The 19,626-nt window shown below is 55.6% G+C and carries 14 protein-coding genes; 6 read left to right on the top strand and 8 right to left on the bottom strand.

Going from position 1 to position 19,626, the window contains the following annotated elements; translation table 11 throughout:
- Positions 1-21 precede the first annotated feature (21 nt).
- From ACOXYR_RS19945 to ACOXYR_RS19925, 5 genes are all read left to right on the top strand, one after another.
- Positions 22-885 carry an oxamate carbamoyltransferase subunit AllH family protein gene (locus tag ACOXYR_RS19945; protein ID WP_421356547.1) on the top strand — a complete coding sequence of 288 codons (864 nt, stop codon included), beginning with the start codon at positions 22-24 and terminating at the stop codon, positions 883-885.
- Positions 875-2,422, top strand: a complete 1,548-nt coding sequence (gene fdrA / locus ACOXYR_RS19940; protein ID WP_421356546.1) for an acyl-CoA synthetase FdrA — start codon at positions 875-877, stop codon at positions 2,420-2,422. Before ACOXYR_RS19945 ends, fdrA begins: the two co-directional genes overlap by 11 nt.
- Positions 2,422-3,840 carry a YlbE family protein gene (locus ACOXYR_RS19935; RefSeq protein ID WP_421356545.1) on the top strand — a complete coding sequence of 473 codons (1,419 nt, stop codon included), beginning with the start codon at positions 2,422-2,424 and terminating at the stop codon, positions 3,838-3,840. Before fdrA ends, ACOXYR_RS19935 begins: the two co-directional genes overlap by 1 nt.
- Before the next feature lie 212 nt (positions 3,841-4,052).
- Entirely contained in the window at positions 4,053-5,003 is a 951-nt protein-coding gene (locus tag ACOXYR_RS19930) for a carbamate kinase family protein (RefSeq protein WP_108476049.1), read from the top strand.
- Between the two features lie 9 nt (positions 5,004-5,012).
- Positions 5,013-6,392 carry an amidohydrolase family protein gene (locus ACOXYR_RS19925; RefSeq protein ID WP_113859046.1) on the top strand — a complete coding sequence of 460 codons (1,380 nt, stop codon included), beginning with the start codon at positions 5,013-5,015 and terminating at the stop codon, positions 6,390-6,392.
- Positions 6,393-6,432: 40 nt separating this feature from the next.
- Here ACOXYR_RS19925 and actP read toward each other — a convergent pair whose 3' ends face one another.
- The 3 genes from actP to acs all read right to left on the bottom strand — a co-directional run bounded on the left by actP (position 6,433) and on the right by acs (position 10,488).
- Positions 6,433-8,082 carry a cation/acetate symporter ActP gene (gene actP, locus ACOXYR_RS19920; RefSeq protein ID WP_113859047.1) on the bottom strand — a complete coding sequence of 550 codons (1,650 nt, stop codon included), beginning with the start codon at positions 8,080-8,082 and terminating at the stop codon, positions 6,433-6,435.
- A complete protein-coding gene (locus ACOXYR_RS19915) occupies positions 8,079-8,393 on the bottom strand; it encodes a DUF485 domain-containing protein (RefSeq protein WP_108476052.1) in 315 nt (104 codons plus the stop codon). Before ACOXYR_RS19915 ends, actP begins: the two co-directional genes overlap by 4 nt.
- A 136-nt stretch (positions 8,394-8,529) precedes the next feature.
- Entirely contained in the window at positions 8,530-10,488 is a 1,959-nt protein-coding gene (gene acs / locus ACOXYR_RS19910; protein ID WP_421356544.1) for an acetate--CoA ligase, read from the bottom strand.
- A gap of 413 nt (positions 10,489-10,901) precedes the next feature.
- On the opposite strand from acs, the gene gltP reads away from it, so the two are divergent.
- The gene (gene gltP / locus ACOXYR_RS19905) at positions 10,902-12,215 is read left to right on the top strand and encodes a glutamate/aspartate:proton symporter GltP (RefSeq protein ID WP_421356543.1); all 1,314 of its coding nucleotides are present in this window, start codon (positions 10,902-10,904) and stop codon (positions 12,213-12,215) included.
- A 174-nt stretch (positions 12,216-12,389) separates the two neighbouring features.
- On the opposite strand, the gene fdhF is transcribed toward gltP, so the two are convergent.
- From fdhF to ACOXYR_RS19880, 5 genes are all read right to left on the bottom strand, one after another.
- On the bottom strand, positions 12,390-14,537 hold the full coding sequence (fdhF, locus tag ACOXYR_RS19900) for a formate dehydrogenase subunit alpha (protein WP_350436382.1): 2,148 nt from the start codon (positions 14,535-14,537) through the stop codon (positions 12,390-12,392).
- Positions 14,538-14,729: 192 nt separating this feature from the next.
- On the bottom strand, positions 14,730-16,178 hold the full coding sequence (locus ACOXYR_RS19895; RefSeq protein ID WP_421356542.1) for an MdtP family multidrug efflux transporter outer membrane subunit: 1,449 nt from the start codon (positions 16,176-16,178) through the stop codon (positions 14,730-14,732).
- Entirely contained in the window at positions 16,175-18,157 is a 1,983-nt protein-coding gene (mdtO, locus tag ACOXYR_RS19890; protein WP_421356552.1) for a multidrug efflux transporter permease subunit MdtO, read from the bottom strand. Before mdtO ends, ACOXYR_RS19895 begins: the two co-directional genes overlap by 4 nt.
- The gene (mdtN, locus tag ACOXYR_RS19885; protein ID WP_421356541.1) at positions 18,157-19,188 is read right to left on the bottom strand and encodes a multidrug transporter subunit MdtN; all 1,032 of its coding nucleotides are present in this window, start codon (positions 19,186-19,188) and stop codon (positions 18,157-18,159) included. Before mdtN ends, mdtO begins: the two co-directional genes overlap by 1 nt.
- A gap of 18 nt (positions 19,189-19,206) precedes the next feature.
- Positions 19,207-19,473 (bottom strand): YtcA family lipoprotein, encoded by a 267-nt coding sequence (locus tag ACOXYR_RS19880; RefSeq protein ID WP_108476058.1) that lies wholly within the window; start codon positions 19,471-19,473, stop codon positions 19,207-19,209.
- Positions 19,474-19,626 lie beyond the last annotated feature (153 nt).

Here is a 19,626-nt window from a genome sequence, read left to right as displayed (position 1 = left end):
AACACACCACCATTCCGGTGTGTGCAGGCGCTAACGGCAGATGCAGGTTTTCTGGCCGAACGGGGTTCAGGGCAGATTGCACAGGTATTTAATCGGGCGGTTAATCTCTGGCTTCCTGCCCGGCGGCGATGGTTGACACTGCTGAGTGAAAGCTGTGATAACGCCCCAAATAGCTGTAGGTTAGCGCTCACTCACTTTGATGCTTCATTCCAGCCTGGCCAGTCGATTGAGTTGCATCATCATGGCGTCATGGTTGCTGATAAACTGAAAATTGATACGCTGTCATGCCGCTGCTGGCAGCCGCCTGATTTAACGCTAAGTCGCGAACGTTTTCGCCAGATTCCGTGGCTTAAATTGCGCGATATAATTTTGCAGCAACTACAAAAGCATGACACGCTTTTTCTGGGAGGCGGAAATAACCCTTTTTATCAGGCGATATCTGAGCAATTGCAGCGTAACCGGGAAATACTATTTAAGGCGCTACGTGGTAATTTAAATATCACGTCCGCCGTTACACAGATGATCGGTTTGGGCATCGGGCTTACGCCGTCTTCCGATGATTATCTGGTGGGAATGAGTGCAATTCTCTTTATTCCTGGTCACCCGGCAGCGCATCTGCGTGATGAATTTATATCGGCCCTGGCGTGTGCCGGAAAAAATACAACAAGCCTGAGTGCCACGACGCTCGAGGCGGCATTCGATTATCGTTATCGTGAAAATATTTATGCGTTTATTGCCAGCCTGATTAATGACCCCAGGCAATTATCGGAAAAGAACATCGCGGATATTAAAAGTATTGGCTCCAGTTCCGGCTGCGACATGCTGTTTGGCATGGCCGATGGTTGTGCGCTGAGCCAAACCTACGGAGGGAATTATGTCAGTTAAAATAGTCATTAAACCGAATACTTATTTTGATTCTGTCTCGCTGATGTCCATCTCCACGCGCGCAAATAAACTCGACGGCGTCGAGCAGGCATTTGTGGCGATGGCGACGGAAATGAACAAAGGCGTGCTGAAGAATTTAGGACTGCTGACGCCGGAGCTGGAACAGGCGAAAAACGGCGACCTGATGATTGTCATCAACGGCAAAACAGGCGCGGACAACGAGCAGTTGCTGGCTGAGATTGAAGAACTGTTCAATACCAAAGCGCAAAGTGGCTCGCATGAAGCGCGCTATGCCACTATTGCCAGCGCCAAAAAGCATATTCCGGCAAGTAACCTGGCGGTGATTTCCGTTAACGGTCTGTTTGCCGCCCGCGAAGCGCGTCAGGCGCTGCAAAACGACCTCAATGTGATGCTGTTTTCTGATAACGTCTCAGTTGAAGATGAACTGGCGCTCAAGCAACTGGCCCACGAAAAAGGGCTGCTGATGATGGGGCCTGACTGCGGCACGGCGATTATTAACGGCGCGGCGCTCTGCTTTGGTAACGCCGTGCGTCGCGGCAACATCGGTATAGTTGGTGCATCTGGCACCGGTAGCCAGGAACTGAGTGTCCGCATTCATGACTTTGGCGGCGGCGTTTCACAACTGGTTGGCACCGGGGGGCGCGACCTGAGTGAGAAAATTGGCGGCCTGATGATGCTCGATGCCATCGGCATGTTAGAAAACGATCCACAAACGGAAATCATCGCCTTAATTTCTAAACCGCCCGCGCCTGCGGTGGCCCGCAAAGTGCTGGAACGTGCGCGCGCCTGCCTCAAACCGGTGGTGGTTTGCTTCCTCGGTCGTGGCGAAACATCCGCTGATGAGCCGGGGCTACAGTTTGCCCGCGGCACCAAAGAAGCGGCGCTGAAAGCGGTGCTGCTCTCCGGCGTGAAACAAGAAACGCTCGACCTGCATTCGCTTAACCGGTCGTTGATTGCGGACGTGCGTACTCGCCTACAACCCCAGCAAAAATACATCCGTGGCCTGTTCTGCGGCGGCACGCTGTGTGACGAAACAATGTTCGCGGTGATGGAAAAACACGGCGATGTCTACAGCAATATCCAGCCCGATCCTGAATTCCGCCTGAAAGATATCAACCGCAGCATCAAACACACCTTCCTCGACTTTGGCGATGACGATTTTACCAACGGCAAGCCGCACCCAATGATTGACCCGACCAATCGCATCAGCCGCTTGCTCGAAGAAGCGCGCGATCCGGAAGTGGCGGTGATCGTGATGGATTTCGTGCTCGGATTTGGATCGCATGAAGATCCGGTCGGTTCCACCATCGACGCGATCAAAGAAGCGAAAGCGATCGCCGCTGCCGAAGGCCGTGAATTGATCATTCTCGCCTATGTGCTGGGCACCGATCTTGATACGCCATCGTTAGCACAACAGAGCCAGATGTTGCTTGATGCCGGCGTGATTCTGGCCAGCAGCAGCACCAATACCGGATTGCTGGCGCGTGAATTTATCTGCAAAGGGGAGGAAGCCTGATGAGCCCGTCACTGTTTAGCCAACCGTTGAACGTTATTAACGTCGGTATTGCCATGTTTAGCGATGACCTGAAAAAGCAGCATGTTGAAGTGACCCAGCTCGACTGGACGCCGCCGGGGCAGGGCAATATGCAGGTGGTGCAGGCGCTGGACAACATTACCGCTTCGCCGCTGGCAGATAAAGTCGCCGCCGCTAACCAGCAGGCGCTGGAGCGCATTATCCAGTCGCATCCGGTTTTGATTGGCTTTGATCAGGCGATTAACGTGGTGCCAGGCATGACGCCGAAAACCATTCTTCACGCCGGGCCGCCGGTCACCTGGGACAAAATGTGTGGCGCGATGAAAGGCGCGGTCACCGGGGCGCTGGTGTTTGAAGGGCTGGCGAAAGATCTCGACGAAGCGGCTGAACTGGCGGCCTCCGGAGAGATTACTTTCTCGCCGTGCCACGAACATGACTGCGTGGGGTCTATGGCGGGCGTCACCTCGGCCTCGATGTTTATGCACATCGTGAAAAACAAAACCTACGGCAACCTCGCGTATACCAACATGAGCGAGCAGATGGCGAAGATTTTGCGCATGGGCGCCAACGACCAGAGCGTGATTGACCGTCTCAAGTGGATGCGCGATGTGCAGGGGCCCATGCTGCGCGACGCGATGAAAATTATCGGTGAAATCGATCTGCGCTTAATGCTGGCGCAGGCGCTGCATATGGGCGATGAGTGCCATAACCGCAACAACGCCGGAACGACGCTGCTGATTCAGGCGCTGACGCCGGGGATTATTCAGGCCGGTTATTCCGTTGAGCAGCAGCGCGAAGTGTTTGAGTTTGTCGCCAGCAGCGACTACTTCTCTGGCCCGACGTGGATGGCGATGTGTAAAGCGGCGATGGATGCGGCGCACGGCATCGAATACAGCACCGTGGTGACCACCATGGCGCGTAACGGCGTCGAGTTCGGCCTGCGAGTCAGCGGCCTGCCGGGGCAGTGGTTTACCGGCCCGGCACAGCAGGTGATTGGCCCGATGTTTGCCGGGTATAAGCCTGAAGATTCGGGGCTGGATATCGGTGACAGCGCCATCACCGAAACCTACGGCATTGGTGGATTTGCCATGGCGACCGCGCCCGCCATCGTCGCGCTGGTGGGCGGTACGGTGGAGGAAGCTATCGATTTCTCCCGCCAGATGCGGGAAATCACCCTCGGTGAAAACCCCAACGTCACCATTCCGCTGCTCGGTTTTATGGGCGTGCCGTCGGCAATCGACATTACCCGCGTGGGTAGCAGCGGCATTCTGCCGGTGATCAACACCGCCATCGCGCATAAAGATGCGGGCGTCGGCATGATTGGTGCGGGCATCGTGCATCCACCATTCGCCTGCTTCGAGAAAGCCATTCTTGGCTGGTGCGAACGTTACGGCGTCTGACTGAGATGTTCATGCCGGAGGCGGCGTGAACGCCTTATCCGGCCTACAAATGGCACGAGAATTTGTAGGCCTGATAAGACGCGCGAGCGTCGCATCAGGCATTTTTCACCATTGCCGGATAGCAACAGAATCTGTAGGCCTGATAAGCGTAGCGCATCAGGCAGTCTGACGTTGGTCATAACCCCATCACCCTCTGTCGCGGACATAACAATATGAAAGAGCTTGTGGTCGTTGCCATTGGTGGCAACAGCATTATCAAAGATAACGCCAGTCAGTCGATTGAGCATCAGGCGGAGGCGGTGAAAGCCGTCGCCGATACGGTGCTGGAAATGCTGGCTTCCGATTACGACATTGTGCTGACCCACGGTAACGGGCCACAGGTCGGGCTGGATTTACGCCGCGCGGAGATTGCTCACGAGCGCGAAGGGCTGCCCTTAACGCCACTGGCGAACTGCGTGGCGGATACGCAAGGTGGTATTGGCTACCTGATCCAACAGGCGCTGAACAACCGGCTGGCCCGTCACGGCGAGAAAAAAGCCGTCACCGTGGTGACTCAGGTCGAAGTGGATAAAAACGATCCTGGATTTGCTCATCCCACCAAGCCCATCGGTGCATTCTTTAGTGAAACCCAGCGTGACGAATTACAAGAGGCAAATCCTGACTGGCATTTTGTTGAAGATGCCGGACGGGGCTATCGCCGGGTTGTTGCCTCGCCGGAACCCAAACGTATTGTCGAAGCACCCGCCATTAAGGCGCTGATCCAACAGGGCTTTGTGGTGATTGGCGCGGGAGGCGGTGGCATTCCCGTGGTGCGTACAGAAGCAGGCGATTACCAAAGCGTGGACGCGGTTATCGACAAAGATCTCTCCACTGCGCTGCTGGCGCGCGAAATTCACGCCGACATTTTAGTGATCACCACCGGCGTGGAAAAAGTGTGTATTCACTTTGGCAAGCCGCAGCAGCAGGCGCTGGATCGGGTGGATATTGCCACCATGACCCGCTATATGCAGGAAGGGCATTTCCCGCCTGGCAGCATGTTGCCAAAAATCATCGCCAGCCTGACGTTCCTGGAACAGGGCGGCAAAGAAGTGATTATCACCACGCCGGAATGCCTGCCAGCGGCACTGCGCGGCGAAACGGGCACCCATATTATTAAAACCTAAGGACGTAAGATGAAAGAAAATAATAGCCGCCGTGAGTTTCTGAGCCAGAGCGGTAAGATGGTCACCGCCGCTGCGCTGTTTGGTACGTCTGTGCCGCTTGCCCATGCGGCGGTCTCTGGCACCACCCACTGCGAAGCGAATAACACCATGAAAATCACTGACCCGCACTACTATCTCGACAACGTGCTGCTGGAAACCGGTTTTGATTATGAAAACGGTGTGGCAGTGCAGACCCGTACGGCGCGCCAGACCGTGGAAATTCAGAACGGCAAAATTGTTGCCCTGCGCGAGAACAAGCAGCATCCGGACGCCACGCTGCCGCACTATGACGCAGGTGGTAAGTTGATGCTGCCCACTACCCGCGATATGCATATTCATCTCGACAAAACCTTTTACGGCGGGCCGTGGCGCTCGCTCAATCGCCCGGCGGGCACCACCATTCAGGACATGATCGCGCTCGAGCAGAAAATGCTGCCGGAACTGCAACCGTACACGCAGGAGCGGGCGGAAAAACTGATCGATCTCTTGCAGTCGAAAGGCACCACCATTGCCCGCAGCCACTGCAATATCGAACCGGTTTCCGGCCTGAAAAATCTGCAAAACCTGCAGGCGGTGCTGGCGCGGCGTCAGGCGGGCTTCGAGTGTGAAATTGTCGCCTTCCCGCAGCACGGTTTGCTGCTGTCGAAATCGGAACCCTTAATGCGCGAAGCGATGCAGGCGGGGGCGCATTACGTCGGTGGGCTGGATCCCACCAGCGTCGATGGCGCGATGGAAAAATCCCTCGACACCATGTTCCAGATTGCGCTGGATTACGACAAAGGCGTCGATATACACCTGCACGAAACCACGCCAGCGGGCGTGGCGGCCATCAATTATATGGTTGAAACCGTAGAGAAAACGCCGCAACTGAAAGGCAAGCTGACCATCAGCCACGCTTTTGCGCTGGCAACGCTCAACGCGCAACAGGTGGATGAACTGGCGCACCGCATGGTGGCGCAGCAAATTTCTATCGCCTCGACGGTGCCGATTGGCACGTTGCATATGCCGCTCAAACAGTTGCACGACAAAGGCGTGAAAGTGATGACCGGCACTGACAGCGTTATCGACCACTGGTCGCCTTACGGCCTGGGTGACATGCTGGAAAAAGCCAATCTGTATGCGCAGCTCTATATTCGCCCTAACGAACAAAATTTGTCCCGTTCGCTGTTTTTAGCTACCGGTGATGTGTTGCCACTCAATGAAAAGGGCGAGCGTGTCTGGCCAAAAGCCCAGGATGACGCCAGCTTTGTGCTGGTGGACGCCTCCTGTTCCGCCGAGGCGGTCGCGCGTATTTCACCGCGCACGGCGACGTTCCATAAAGGGCAACTGGTGTGGGGGAGTGTGGTGTAGGATGCGGGTTTCCCCGGCCTTGCGACCGGGGAATCTACTGTTAATGCGCACGCCCCTGCTCGACGCCGAGGCCGGTTTGTGAGCGGATAAACTGAGCGCGGAACTGTTCCCGCTCAAGATTACCCTCAGCAGAGTTGTCGGTTGCCGAGAAGAACCAAATCCCCAGGAATGCCACGGTGATGGAGAACAGCGCCGGGTATTCGTAAGGGAAGATAGCTTTTTCGTGGCCGAGGATCTGCACCCAAATGGTTGGGCCGAGGATCATCAGCACCACCGCGGTTAGCAGGCCCAGCCATCCGCCCATCATGGCACCACGGGTAGTCAGTTTTGACCAGTACATGGAGAGCAGGATGATGGGGAAGTTGCAGCTCGCGGCAATGGCAAATGCCAGGCCGACCATGAAAGCGATGTTCTGGTTTTCAAACAGCACGCCCAGCACGATAGCAATCACGCCCAACACCAAGACGGTGATCTTCGATACCCGCAGTTCATCACGCTCGGTTGCGCCTTTACGGAAGACGTTAGCGTAAAGGTCATGTGAGACCGCAGAAGCACCTGCCAGGGTCAGCCCGGCAACCACCGCCAGAATGGTGGCGAAGGCCACAGCGGAGATAAAGCCGAGGAACAGGTTACCGCCGACCGCATTTGCCAGGTGAACCGCCGCCATGTTGTTACCGCCGATCAGCGCGCCAGCCGCATCTTTATAGACCGGGTTCGCCCCCACCAGCATGATAGCGCCAAAGCCGATGATAAAGGTCAGGATGTAGAAGTACCCCATAAAGCCGGTGGCGTAGAATACGCTTTTACGCGCTTCGCGGGCATCGCTAACCGTGAAGAAGCGCATCAGAATATGTGGCAGCCCCGCTGTTCCGAACATCAGGCCAAGGCCCAACGACAGCGCGGAAATCGGATCTTTCACCAGCCCGCCAGGGCTCATGATGGCTTCACCTTTCGGGTGAACCGCCATGGCTTCAGTGAACAGGTTATTGAAGCTGAAGCCCACGTGTTTCATCACCATAAAGGCCATAAAGCTCGCGCCAAACAGCAGCAGCACGGCTTTGATAATCTGTACCCATGTGGTGGCGAGCATGCCGCCAAACAGCACGTACATCATCATCAACACGCCCACCAGCACGACCGCGATGTGGTAGTTCAGTCCGAACAGCAGCTCAATCAGTTTACCCGCACCAACCATCTGGGCGATGAGGTACAGCGCAACTACCACCAGCGAGCCACAGGCGGAAAGAATACGAATGGGCCCCTGCTTCAGGCGATAGGAGGCCACATCGGCAAAGGTATAGCGGCCCAGGTTACGCAGACGTTCGGCAATCAGGAACAGAATGATGGGCCAGCCTACCAGGAAGCCCAGCGAGTAAATCAGCCCGTCGTAGCCAGAGGTAAAGACCAGTGCGGAAATTCCCAGGAATGAGGCGGCAGACATATAATCGCCCGCAATCGCCAGGCCGTTCTGGAAACCGGTGATGTTGCCGCCAGCGGTGTAGTAGTCATTACGCGAACGTACGCGTTTAGAGGCCCAGTAGGTAATCCCAAGCGTAAACACGACGAAAATTAAAAACATAATAATCGCCTGCCAGTTGGTTGGCTGGCGTTGTACGGCACCGCTGATAGCATCGGCTGCGTTAGCGGCGAAGGGTAGTGTGGCGGCAAGCGCCGTCAGGACTCGCTTCATGATGCTTTTACCTCGTGCAGTACCGCGTTGTTAAGACGATCGAACTCACCGTTCGCGCGCCAGATATAAATACCGGTCAGAACAAAGGAGATAAGAATCACGCCCACGCCAATCGGAATCCCCCGGGTAACGCTGGTTCCCGCATGCAGCGGCGTACCCAGCCAGCCAGGCGCGAAGGCAATCAGAAGAATAAAGCTGATGTAAACTGCCAGCATGATAATCGACAGAATGGTGGCAAACCGTTGCCGTTTTTCGACTAACTCCCTGAAACGCGCACTGTCTTCTATCCGCTGATAAATGGTGTCATTCATCACAGAGTCTCCAGAGGTAGGGTTGGGATGTTTTAATTCCCTCTCCCTTAAGGGAGAGGGTTAGGGTGAGGGGGAAAGGTGCCCATGACGGCCCTCACCCCGCCCCTCTCCCACGGGGAGAGGGAGAAAGGCTAAGTTATGAAGGCATGGTGATCGCCTGCTTCTCTTCGAGCAGTTTGTCTACCACGCCCGGATCGGCGAGCGTTGAGGTGTCGCCGAGGTTACTGGTATCACCCGCAGCAATTTTGCGCAGAATACGGCGCATGATTTTGCCCGAACGCGTTTTTGGCAGCGAATCCGTCCAGTGCAGCACGTCCGGCGTCGCCAGCGGGCCAATCTCTTTACGCACCCAGTTACGCACTTCGGTGTACAGCGCCGGCGTCGGCTCTTCACCATGATTCAGCGTCACGTAGGCATAAATCGCCTGGCCTTTAATGTTGTGTGGAATGCCGACCACTGCCGCTTCTGCGACTTTCGGATGCGACACCAACGCCGATTCGATTTCTGCCGTACCCAGACGGTGGCCGGAGACGTTCAGTACGTCATCAACGCGCCCCGTAATCCAGTAATAACCCTCTTCGTCGCGACGCGCGCCGTCACCGCTGAAATACATATTTTTGAAGGTGGAGAAGTAGGTCTGCTCAAAGCGCTCGTGATCGCCAAACAGCGTACGCGCCTGTCCCGGCCAGGAATCGGTGATCACCAGATTGCCTTCGGTTGCGCCTTCCTGCGGATTCCCTTCGTTATCCACCAGCGCAGGCTGTACGCCGAAGAACGGACGGCTGGCGGAACCGGCTTTCAGTTCAGTCGCGCCGGGTAGCGGGGTGATCATGAAGCCACCGGTTTCTGTCTGCCACCAGGTGTCGATCACCGGGCATTTCTCTTTGCCGATTTTCTTCCAGTACCACTCCCACGCTTCCGGGTTAATCGGCTCGCCGACGGAACCGAGAATGCGCAGGGAAGAGCGGTCGGTACCTTCAATCGCCTTATCGCCTTCCGCCATCAGGGCGCGGATCGCCGTTGGCGCAGTATAGAGAATGTTAACTTTGTGTTTATCGACGACCTGACACATACGCGCCGGGGTCGGTGAGTTTGGCACGCCTTCGAACATCAACGTAGTCGCCCCGCAGGCCAGCGGCCCGTAAAGCAGGTAGCTGTGGCCGGTAACCCAGCCCACATCCGCGGTACACCAGTAGATGTCGCCCGGATGGTAATCAAACGCATATTTGAACGTCGTTGCCGCATAAACCAGATAACCGCCGGTAGTGTGCAGCACGCCTTTGGGTTTGCCGGTTGAACCGGAGGTATAGAGGATAAACAGCGGGTCTTCGGCGTTCATCTCTTCTGGCTGGTGCTGGTCGTCGGCTTTTTCGATCAGGTCGCGCCACCACAGGTCGCGGCTTTCATGCCAGTCAATCTTGCCGCCGGTGCGCTTCAGCACCACCACGTTTTCAATGGTTTTGACGTTCGGGTTTTTCAGCGCGTCATCGACGTTTTTCTTCAGCGGGATCCCGCGCCCGGCGCGCACGCCTTCGTCAGCGGTGATCACCAGGCGTGAACTGGAGTCGATAATACGCCCGGCCACCGCTTCCGGTGAGAAGCCGCCGAAGATAACCGAGTGCACTGCACCAATGCGGGCGCATGCCAGCATGGCGACTGCGGCTTCCGGCACCATTGGCATGTAAATCGCGACCACATCGCCTTTCTTAATGCCCAGCGAAAGCAGGACGTTAGCGAAGCGGCAGACGTCGCGATGTAGCTCTTTATAGGTGATATTTTTGCTCTGGCTGGCGTCGTCGCCTTCCCAGATAATGGCGGTCTGGTCGCCGCGCGCGTGCAGATGTCGGTCGAGGCAGTTCGCCGCCAGGTTCAGGGTGCCATCTTCATACCATTTGATGGAGATGTTGCCCGGCGCAAACGAGGTGTTCTTAACCCTGGTATACGGTTTCATCCAGTCGAGAATTTTGCCTTCTTCTCCCCAGAATGCGTCAGGGTCGGAGATAGAGAGCTGGTATCTCTGCTGGTATTGCTCCGGGTTGATCAGGCAACGATCTGCAATGTTCGCAGGAATGGTGTGTTTATGTATTTGGCTCATGCTTTTTTTCTCCTTGTAAGATGTTAATAATATGTCGCCAAAAAGTTAATTGTAGGGGTATTGCGAGCTTTGTTTACTATTTGGGCGGCAGATCACGCATTATTAGAATTGTTCAAATAATGTGCATTCGATTCTTTGAAGGGAAATAATTGCCAGGAGTTATTTATGAAAATTGTGTCAAAAAAATATTATTTATAACAAAAACTTATAATAGTTTATTGGTAGAAATTAATGAGAATATGCATGTTTGAAGTGAAAAGCCCTGTTCTTAAAGGGTTGCGCAAGATACCGTCCAGATGATACTGATACTGCGCGTTAAAAAACCCCATAAACAAACGCAACACAAATCATCCCTTTCAAGTAGATGTCATTCCCTTTTGGAATGATAGCTTTCATTGAGGAAGTCTGTTGTTATGAAAAAAACGAGAATCAGCCTCGCCTGGCAGATTTTGATTGCCCTTATTCTGGGCATCCTGCTGGGTAGTTACCTGCATTATCATAGTGATAGCCGTGAATGGCTGATTGCTAACCTCTTATCACCGGCGGGTGATATCTTTATCCATCTGATTAAAATGATTGTCGTACCGATTGTGATTTCCACGCTTATCGTGGGGATTGCGGGCGTGGGCGATGCCAAACAGCTTGGCCGTATTGGCGCAAAAACCATTATCTATTTCGAAGTGATCACCACGGTGGCGATTATCCTCGGGATTACGCTTGCCAACGTCTTCCAACCGGGCGCGGGCATTGATATGTCGCAACTGGCGACGGTGGATATTTCGAAATACCAAAGCACCACGGCGGATGTACAGAGCCATGCGCATGGCCTGATGGGCACCATTCTTTCACTGGTGCCGACCAATATCATCGCGTCGATGGCGAAGGGCGATATGTTGCCAATCATCTTCTTCTCGGTGCTGTTTGGTCTGGGTCTTTCCTCTCTTCCTGCAACGCATCGTGAACCGCTGGTTACCGTTTTCCGTTCTATCTCCGAAACCATGTTTAAAGTGACCCATATGGTGATGCGTTATGCACCGGTGGGGGTCTTCGCGCTGATCTCGGTGACGGTGGCAAACTTTGGTTTCGCTTCACTGTGGCCGCTGGCGAAGCTGGTGATTCTTGTTTATGCCGCGATCCTGTTCTTCGCGCTGGTGGTGCTGGGTGCGGTTGCACGCATGTGTAAACTGAGCATCTGGACGCTGATCTTCATCCTTAAAGATGAACTGATTCTGGCTTACTCTACGGCGAGTTCCGAGAGCGTGTTGCCGCGTATTATCGAGAAGATGGAGGCCTATGGGGCGCCGCCGGCAATCACCAGCTTCGTGGTGCCGACTGGCTACTCCTTCAACCTGGATGGTTCAACGCTGTACCAGAGTATTGCGGCGATCTTTATCGCGCAGCTTTACGGCATTGAGCTTTCCATCTGGCAGGAAATTATTCTGGTGCTGACGCTGATGGTAACCTCGAAAGGGATTGCTGGCGTACCGGGCGTATCGTTTGTGGTACTGCTGGCAACGCTTGGCAGCGTGGGTATTCCGCTGGAAGGACTGGCGTTTATCGCCGGCGTTGACCGTATCCTCGACATGGCGCGTACCGCACTGAACGTGGTGGGTAATGCCCTGGCGGTGCTGGTTATCGCCAAGTGGGAACACAAATTTGACCGCAAAAAAGCGCTGGCGTATGAACGCGATGTGCTCGGTAAATTTGATAAGAAAGCGAATATGTAACGTTTGCCAATAAAAAAACGGGGATGATTTTCATCCCCGTTTTTGTTGGTTTGCCCCCTCACCCTAACCCTCTCCCAAAGGGAGAGGGAACCGATGGTGCACGTACTTAAATACAGCGCCGGTTTTCACCCTCTCCCTTTGGGAGAGGGCCGGGGTGAGGGGGGCTCCCCATCATTAACCCAACGCGCTTTCGCGCAGACGGGCTTTCAGCTTGTCGTATTCCTGAATCACATACTGCTCTGCCGCCTGTTGATCCGCAATCGGCTCAACGTTGACCGCGCAGTACTTATATTCTGGCGTCTTGGTAATCGGGCTTAAGTTTTCACTCACCAGCTCGTTACACGCGCCAATCCACCACTGGTAGGTCATATACACCGCGCCTTTGTTCGGGCGATCGCTCACCTGAGCACGGGTAATGATTTTCCCTTTGCGTGAATTGACCCATACCAGCGCTTCATCTTCAATGCCGAGGCGTGCCGCATCAGCCGTGTTGATTTGCGCGTAGCCTGGTTCATCCGCCAGCGCGGCCAGTGCCGCACAGTTACCGGTCATTGAACGGCAGGAGTAGTGCCCAACTTCACGCACCGTCGACAGTACCATTGGATACTCGTCAGTCAGTTTGTCGATAGGCGCAACCCAGTCGCAGGTGAAGAACTGCGCCAGACCATTTGGTGTGTCGAACTTCTCTTTAAAGAGATACGACGTTCCCTGGTCGGCGTCAGATTCATCGCGGCACGGCCACATGACATATCCCAGCTCGCCCATTTTTTCATAGGTTGCACCAAGGAAGTCCGGGCAAAGATGACGCAACTCATCCCAGATTTCCTGGGTGTTGTTGTAGTGCATCGGATAGCCCATGCGGGTGGCGATTTCACTGATAATCTGCCAGTCGGTTTTCAGGTCCCATTTCGGCTCAACGGCCTTGAAGAAACGCTGGAAGCCACGGTCAGCCGCGGTGTAAACCCCTTCGTGCTCACCCCAGGAGGTGGATGGCAGAATGACGTCAGCCGCCGAGGCGGTTTTGGTCATAAAGATGTCCTGCACAATCACCAGTTCCAGCTCATCGAACGCTTTACGCACGGCAGAGAGTTCAGCGTCAGTCTGGAGCGGATCTTCACCCATAATGTAGGCTGCGCGCACTTCACCGTGTGCGACGCGGTGCGGCAGCTCACTGATGCGATAACCGGTGTGTTCCGGCAGGCTCTCAACACCCCAGGCTTTGGCGAATTTCTCGCGGTTTTCCGGGAATTTGACGTACTGATAGCCCGGATAAGTATCCGGCAGTGCGCCCATATCGCACGCGCCCTGTACGTTGTTCTGACCGCGAACCGGGTTTACGCCGACGCTTGGTTTCCCAAGGTTGCCGGTCAGCATCGCCAGGCTGGTCAGAGAACGCACGGTTTCCACGCCCTGATAGAACTGAGTCACGCCCATGCCCCACAGGATCGCCGCGCTTTTCGCGGAAGCATACATGCGGGCGCACTGGCGAATTTCCTGCGCGCTCACGCCGGTAATGTCCTCGACGGACTCCGGTGTATAGCCTTCAACAATTTTACGGTACTCTTCGAAGCCCTCGGTACGACCCGCAACGAACGCCTGGTCATACAGATTTTCTTCGATAATGACATGCCCGATGGCATTGAGCAGCGCGATGTTCGAGCCGTTTTTCAATGCGATGTGCATATCAGCAATACGTGCAGTTTCAATTTTGCGCGGATCGCAGACGATAATTTTTGCCCCATTGCGTTTGGCGTTAATCACGTGATTCGCCACAATCGGGTGTGAATCTGCCGGGTTATACCCGAAGATGAACACGAGATCCGTGTTATCAATTTCTGTGATGGCATTACTCATTGCGCCATTACCGACCGACTGGTGCAGACCTGCAACCGATGGGCCGTGTCAGACACGTGCGCAGCAATCGACGTTATTGGTACCAATAACGGCGCGCGCAAATTTTTGCATCACATAGTTGGTTTCATTACCGGTGCCACGCGAGGAGCCGGTCGTTTGAATGGCGTCTGGGCCATATTTTGCTTTGATCGCGCTCAGGCGGTCAGCAACGTAATTCAGGGCTTCGTCCCAGGAGACGGCTTCCAGCTTGCCGCCGCGCTGGCGACGGATCATTGGGCTTTTCAGGCGCGGAGTCAGGATCTGGGTATCATTGATAAAATCCCAGCCGTAATAACCCTTCAGGCACAGCGTGCCCTGGTTGGTTTTCCCCATCGCCGCTTCAGCCTTAACGACTTTCCCGTTATCGACCACCAGGTTGATTTTGCAACCTGAGGCGCAATACGGGCAAACCGTGACGACTTTTTTCATCGGTCTTGCTCCAGTTTCAATCAGCGCGGACGCGCATAACGACCTCATTATGCAGGTTCTATGCCATGTTTTTATTGTGGGTATCCACGGATATTACGGGGATTTTTTAGACAAAACCCTGACGAAAAACAGTCTGTCGTCAGTTTTGACGTGTCGAAGAGGCGCCGCGTGACGGGGCACGCGGCGTGAGGGTTACTTTTGGTGAATGGCCTGATAGCCGCCGCCCAGCGATTTAATGAGCTGGATGTTCTCAATGATCCGATGGGTGTCGAGCATCATCAACGACATCTGTTCTGCCAGCACCGGAAGTTGCGCTTCGGTTGCCTGCAAGCGGCTGCCAAGGCCTTGCTTGTAGGCGGCTTGTGCGGCGGCCTGGGTATAACGCGCGGCGTCGACGCGTTCGGTCTGCATCACGCGCTGGTCGTTGAGTGTTTGCAGGCGCGAGCCGTTAATCGCCACATCACGAACCGCGTTGAGCACCGACTGGTTGTAGCGCTCAATCAGCATGTTGCTGCTGGCGCGCGTGCTCGCCAGATTAGCGTTCAGACGCCCACCGTCAAACAGCGGCAGACGCAGGCCGGGGATGAAGTTAATCTGCTTGCTCGGGCTTTTGAACATATCCTCAAGGTGGATGGCGTCGAAGCCGAAGAAGGCTTTGATATCGAAGCTCGGATAGAAGAGGGCGCGTGCGGCATCGACCTGACTTAGCGAGGCTTGTACATACCAGCGCATAGCCTGAAGATCCGGGCGACGAGCGAGCAGTTCATAGGAGAGCGACGATGGCAGCCCGGTATCAACCTGCGGCAGCGCCACCGGTTTGATGTCCGGCATATCGGTCGCACCGATGATGGCGCGCAACGATTCCCGCGTCTCTTTGATTTGCCCTTTTACTGCGGCGATTTGTTTTTCCACCGCCAGTAACTGCGCGCGCGCGCCGTGCCACGGTACTTTCGCCTCCAGCCCCTGCTTCACTTTGCTTTGATGGGCCAGCACCGCGTAATCAATCACATCACGCGTCTGCTCCAGCAAATCAAGCATCTGGTAGTTAGCCTGCTGGCTGTAATAAAGCTGGGCGACGCCGGTGGTCAGCGACAGTTCGACGGCGGCGGTTTCCGCCAGCGCCGCGTTTTTCGCGCCAATGGCGGCTTCCACGGCTGAACGATGTACGCCCCACAAATCGGGATCAAACCCGGCGACTACGCCGACGGTCGCTTCCGTATAGTAAGGGCCGTCCATCCCTAAACGCGGCGCATCCATGGCGTAGGGGCTCAGAAAGCCACTGGCCGAAACGCGCTGACGGTTCAGCATACCCAGCGCCGCCATTTGCAACCGTGAACCGGCTTCCAGCAGTTCAGCCTGCGATTGCGCTTTCTCTTCGTGCTGCTTTGCTTCGGCCAGCGTATGCGAACCGGCAAGGGTTTTAGCGATCAGCGCATCCAGTTGCGGATCGTGAAATTGCTTCCACCATTGCGCTTGTGGCCAGCCCTGGCTTGCCAGATGAATGTCGTCGGCGAGCTTAATTTGCTCGGGGGCGATCTGCGGGCTCGGCGTGCCATCTTTGCGGATCAACGCGCAGCCTGAGAGCAGCGTGGTGGTGCCGAGCAGGCTGCAAATCAGCAAGCGGGAAAAATGTCGGGTCATTGTGGCATAGCTCCTTGCGCCCGCGCGGCCTCTGGGGGCGGCGGGTTGCTCCAGTCGGGTAAAAGAGTGATGTGCTGCGCGGTCGGGTTGGCGTGCGCAGCCGGGCTCAATGTGGGGGTGGCGCTACAGTTCTGCGGCAGCCCGCTGGCGTAGGCGTCCAGCGCATCAGCGAGTGCGGCGGCGTAGTGTGCGTCGGGTTGTTTATCCCAGGTATTGAGGATTTCACGCCCCTGACGGATCACCGCCTGGCTGTGGCTGATTAACCGTTCACGTTCATCGACAGGAAGATGACGCTCAAGCGCCACGCGTTCGCACATCTCTTCACTGGCGTTTAACGCTGCGTGGCAGCCGATGCGCAATTGCAGGTAACCGCTGAGCGCCGCGCCACCCTGGGTATGTGGCAGACGCATCGCTTTGGCGATCATTGCCAGCGCGCCCGCCAGCTTCTGGGGCAGTGCGCGGGCTTCGCTTTCGGGCCAGATAAAGGTGTAGATCACCGCAGAGACGGCGGTGCCAATCAGGATCCCAATGGCACGGTCGCGGATTTCTACCAGGTCATAGGTGGGGCCAAACACGTTCTCCAGCGTGGCGAGGGCAAAGGTGACGACCATTTGCGTGCCGATGTAAGAGGAGCGTTCGGAACTGGTCGCCAGCCATGCGCCAAGCAGGAAAATCGGCGCCAGCACGCACAGCAGCTCAACAATATTGTCGAGCCATGGCATGACCAGCAGGGTAAACAGCAGCGCCAGAATCGCGCCGAGAAACGCACCGCCGAAACGCAGCCCCATCTTCTGATAAGAGGAGCCGATACTGGGATTCGCCACGATCACGCAGGTGAGCATGCAGGTGTGGATGCCTTCCCAGTCGACGCCGGAATAAAAGACATAACACACCATGCAGGCCAGTAGCGTTTTCAGGGCATAGCGGATGTAGACCGGATTCGTCCAGGCATCGGCGGCCATCGACGGCTGTTTTACGGCAGGCGCAGGCGGGGTGTCCGGGGCCATTTTGCCAAGCTGACTCACTGCCTGACACACGCCCGCCAGACCGCAACGCTGCGCGGCGGCAAGCTGCTGTTCGTCTGGTTGCCAGTCTCCGCGCCACGCATCACCGACGCGAATGGCCGCACACAGCGCATTCATTTCTGTGGCCAGTGTAGCCAGCAACGCCTGCACCGCCGGATCATGCGCCCAGGCGGCGGTATCAAAGCGGTTAAGCGTCGTGCGCAGGTAAGTTACAGTTGCCACGCAGGTTTGCCACCAGGCGCAATGGTTTTTCCACTCGACGTCGTCCGCCATGCAGAAAACGTTCAGTTTTTGCAGCGCCAGCGCGTCGCGCTCAAGCTGTTTGTCACTGACCGGTAAATCAGGCTGCGTTAAGCGTGTGGCGGCTTCTTGCAAATGTGCGCAAAGCCCGCTGCGCATCTGGCTAATCGCCCTCGCCGGGAACCACAGCACGCCCATCAACACCATCAGCAGCGTCGGGTAAAGCCCGACCACGATGCACCATAACGTCAGGCGCAGTACAATTTCCGGGTAATCAAGCATCCCCGGAAAAGTTTGCCCGTAAATCGCCACAATCGCCACGGCGAAGAACACCAGCCCCAGCTTATGGGTACGCATCAGGAACATACAGCCAATAAGGATCAGACTGGCAATGACCATACGCACCAGCGGATAGCCGTAAGACCATTTATAAATCAGGAACAGGCTGCCGATTTCCAGCACCGTGGCGACCAGAAAGAGAATCGCCACAAATTTGGTGTAGAAAGCGTTGGACTGGATGCCGTAAAACAGCACCGCCAGCGAGATCGCCACAAAGGGGATCTCGAAGGTCATGGAGATGAGCACCACCAGTAAGCAGCCCGCCCAGAGCTGCATTGTCTGCGGGAAGCGACCCGGGCGCTGTTCACTGAGCTCTGCATGAAAGAAACCCAGCAGTTTAACCAGTGGGAGCGGCAGATAATCAAGCGCCTTCATCATTGCGGCTCAAGGTTAGCAACCGCTGATGCGCCGATGCGGAACATCTCTTCGTCCGGATTCTCGACCAAAATTTTCACCGGAAAACGTTGGGCGACGCGAACCCAGTTAATGGAGCGGGACACGCGCGGCAGGCCACCGAGCACCATGCCGCCGTCGTCCGGCATTACACCGTAGCCGATAGAATCGACCTTGCCGGAAAATGTTTTGCCGGAGTCACTCATCAGGCGAAGGGTGGCGGGAGTACCACTGTGGATGTTTTTCAGCTCGGTTTCACGGAAATTGGCGATCACGTACCAGTGGTGAGTATCAATCAGGGTGAAAACCGGTTTCATGGCTGATGCGAACTGACCGACGCTGGTTTTCAGCGCCACCACACGACCATCAAACGGCGCGCGCACGGTCGCCATTTCCAGATGCAGCTCGGTGAGTGCGATATCCGCCCGCACCACATCGCGCTGGGCTTCCAGCGCATCGACGCCGCTAACCGCGCTGGCGGCCTGTTTTGCCTGTTCGAGGATAGCATTGAGATCGGCTTCTGCGGCACGTTGCGCTGTCCGGGCCCGGTCAACGTCTTCAGCGGAAACAAAGCCCTGCGCCAGCAGCGGCTCGGTGCGATTCAGCGTTTTGGTCGCCTGGGCGGCGGCGGCGCGCGCTTTCGCGACCGCCGCTTCTACTGAATCAGCGCCGTGTTGTTGGGCATTAACACTGCGCTGCATCAGCATAATTTGTTTGTCGAGCGCTTCAAGTGAGGCTTTGGCTTTCGCCAGGTTGGCTTCATAAGTGCGGGGATCGATGCGCATTAACACATCGCCTTTCTTAACCCGTTGGTTATCGTGCACGGCCATGTCGACAATGCGGCCGCTGACTTCCGGCACGACATCAATGGTGTCTGCATAAACATAGGCATCATTTGTGGAGGGCGCGCTGTCCAGGCGCCAGATGACATAAACCATAACGACAATAGCCGCCATCACCAGAATCAGGGCAGGCGCCTTTTTATTGGTCGGTTTTTTGGGCGTACTTTCCATGTGTGCGTCTCAATAGAATTAGAAGAAGGCCAGCCATAACAGCATGGAGAAAAGGGCGAATAGCGCGGTATAGGCCAGCCCTGGGTAGCCCAGATGCGGCGTGCTGTTCGTGCGAATAAGAATGCGGCGGACGATAAGCGTCAGGATGACGCCGCCAATAATGCAAAAAAGCCAGCCAGGGTAATACGCGCCTATCACCGGTATCGCGGGTGAAAAGGTGCAGCCCGACAGCAAAAACAGGGGAAGCAGAAGCAGCTTGCCTGAAAAAGAAAAAAACCTACCCATGTTTTATTTTCCTGGATAATAAATGGAGCTATTAATATTCCTGTTAATTTTGAATAAAAGTCGCCCGGTTGAACTGAAAAGTATAATCAGCGCGAACACGGCAAAATTGATTTAACTTGCGGAATTGATTATCCGGCCAGTGAATAATTCGAG

This window comes from Pseudocitrobacter faecalis (assembly GCF_965231525.1).
Classification (GTDB): Bacteria; Pseudomonadota; Gammaproteobacteria; order Enterobacterales; family Enterobacteriaceae; genus Pseudocitrobacter; species Pseudocitrobacter faecalis.
This window is presented reverse-complemented; position numbering and strand designations above follow the sequence as displayed.

Coding starts and splice junctions, on each gene's coding strand:
- ACOXYR_RS19930 (WP_108476049.1), top strand. CDS start 4,053: ATGAAAGAGCTTGTGGTCGTTGCCATTGGTGGCAACAGCATTATCAAA.
- mdtN (WP_421356541.1), bottom strand. CDS start 19,188: ATGGAAAGTACGCCCAAAAAACCGACCAATAAAAAGGCGCCTGCCCTG.
- ACOXYR_RS19915 (WP_108476052.1), bottom strand. CDS start 8,393: ATGAATGACACCATTTATCAGCGGATAGAAGACAGTGCGCGTTTCAGG.
- ACOXYR_RS19880 (WP_108476058.1), bottom strand. CDS start 19,473: ATGGGTAGGTTTTTTTCTTTTTCAGGCAAGCTGCTTCTGCTTCCCCTG.
- mdtO (WP_421356552.1), bottom strand. CDS start 18,157: ATGAAGGCGCTTGATTATCTGCCGCTCCCACTGGTTAAACTGCTGGGT.
- ACOXYR_RS19895 (WP_421356542.1), bottom strand. CDS start 16,178: ATGACCCGACATTTTTCCCGCTTGCTGATTTGCAGCCTGCTCGGCACC.
- actP (WP_113859047.1), bottom strand. CDS start 8,082: ATGAAGCGAGTCCTGACGGCGCTTGCCGCCACACTACCCTTCGCCGCT.
- fdrA (WP_421356546.1), top strand. CDS start 875: ATGTCAGTTAAAATAGTCATTAAACCGAATACTTATTTTGATTCTGTC.
- ACOXYR_RS19935 (WP_421356545.1), top strand. CDS start 2,422: ATGAGCCCGTCACTGTTTAGCCAACCGTTGAACGTTATTAACGTCGGT.
- acs (WP_421356544.1), bottom strand. CDS start 10,488: ATGAGCCAAATACATAAACACACCATTCCTGCGAACATTGCAGATCGT.
- ACOXYR_RS19925 (WP_113859046.1), top strand. CDS start 5,013: ATGAAAGAAAATAATAGCCGCCGTGAGTTTCTGAGCCAGAGCGGTAAG.
- gltP (WP_421356543.1), top strand. CDS start 10,902: ATGAAAAAAACGAGAATCAGCCTCGCCTGGCAGATTTTGATTGCCCTT.